Origin of the sequence: Kitasatospora sp. NPDC057512 (assembly GCF_042802135.1) — a bacterium.
Lineage (GTDB): Bacteria > Actinomycetota > Actinomycetes > Streptomycetales > Streptomycetaceae > Kitasatospora.
Window position 1 is genome coordinate 1 of sequence record NZ_JBHVET010001165.1, and the last position, 1,589, is coordinate 1,589.

Below are 1,589 nucleotides of genomic sequence, written 5' to 3' on the forward strand. Positions count from 1 at the left end.
GTCGGCGGCCGGGTCGGCGCGGCCGATCAGGGCCAGCGCCGCCCCGGAGTCCCGGGCGACCGCCAGGGCGCACTCGGCGGTGATGCCCTTGCCGCCGCCGGTGACCAGGAGGACGTCCCGCGCGTCGAGCGGTGACTCCCCCTCCGCCACCGGACGGCGCGGCAGGGGGCGGAGCACCGGGACGGTGCGGCGGCCGTCCCGCTGGTAGCGGACCTCCGCGAAGCCGGCCGTGGCGGCGGCCTCGGCGACGACGCGGGCCACCGCCTCGTCGCGGGCGGCCCCCTCGGGGGCGGTGTCGGGCAGCTCGACCACCGTGGTCGGGACGGACGGCCGTTCCAGGTGCAGGGTCTTCGCCAGCCCCGCGGCCCCGAGGCGGTGCTGGACCACGACCAGCCTGGTGCCCTCGGGGGCGGCCAGGACGGCGCGTGCGGCGGTCAGGAAGAGCTCCGTGTCCCGCGCGCCGCACTCGTCCGGGAGGCAGAGCAGGACGCCGTCCCCGAGGCCCGCCGCGGCGAGCGCGGTGCGCAGCGGTGCGGCCAGCGGGTGGCCGGGCGTGGCGAAGACCGTCCAGTCGTCGGCCGCGGCCCGGGGGTCGGACGCCCCGGAGCCGGACGCCCCGGGGTCGGAGGCCTTGGGGCCGGGGTGCGGCCGGGCCGGCCGGGGGGCCGCCACGTGCTCGACCGCGAAGGGGCGCACCCACGGGGCCACTCCGGGGACCTCGCCCACCGGCTCCGCCCCGGCCTGCGAGGTGTCCGCCAACCGGTCGATCAGCTCGGCGAGTTCGCCCAGCCGTACGGTCGCGAAGCCGGTCGTGGCGGCGAGCGCGGGCTGGCCCAGCGCCCGGGTGACGTCGTTGACGATCTGGCCGACCGTGATGGAGCTCAGGTGCAGGTCGTCCATCGGGTGGGTCCGCGCGGTGACGGAGTCCAGCGGCAGCTCGACCCGCTCGGCCGCGAGCCGGCGCAGCAGGTCCAGGGTGGAGACCGGGCCCGTGCCGGTGTCCGCGCCCGCCGGGCGCGCGGACCGCGCCGCGCCGTCCGCTCCGTCGTTCGCTCCGCCGCCCGCTCCGTCGTCCGGCCCGCCGGCCTGCGGCACCAGGGCCGCGCCGATGGCCGGAGCCGCCTCGCAGGGGCTGGCCAGGAAGGTGGGCTCGCTCTCCGGCGGCAGCGGCCGGACCAGGCGGCCGCCGAACAGGGCCGCGGTCCGCACCGGCGCGCCGAGCACGTACGCGGCGCCGGCGATCCTGAGCAGCGGGCCGAGCGAGGCGCTGTCGGTGTCGACCGCCAGCACCGCGAGGTCCGGCGCGATCTCCGCCAGCAGGCCGGACAGCACCCGGCCGGGGCCGACCTCCACCACCAGGTCGGCGTCGGCGGCCGCGGCCTCGGCGGCCTCGTGGAACCGGACCGGGAGCAGCACCTGGGCGCGCAGCAGCTCCCGCAGGTCGGCGGTCGGGTCCAGCAGCCGGCCGGTGACCGTGGAGGCGACCGGGCGGACCGGCGGGCGCAGGTCTAACCCGGCCAGCTCGGCCGCCATCGCGGCCGCGGCCGGATCGACCAGCGGCGAGTGGAAGGCGTGCGACACCCGCAGCC

The 1,589-nt window shown here is 79.7% G+C and carries 1 pseudogene; it reads right to left on the bottom strand.

Annotation, left to right across the window (positions count from 1 at the left end):
- Positions 1-1,589, bottom strand: a pseudogene (locus ACFU6K_RS38580) (erythronolide synthase); the annotation flags it as partial.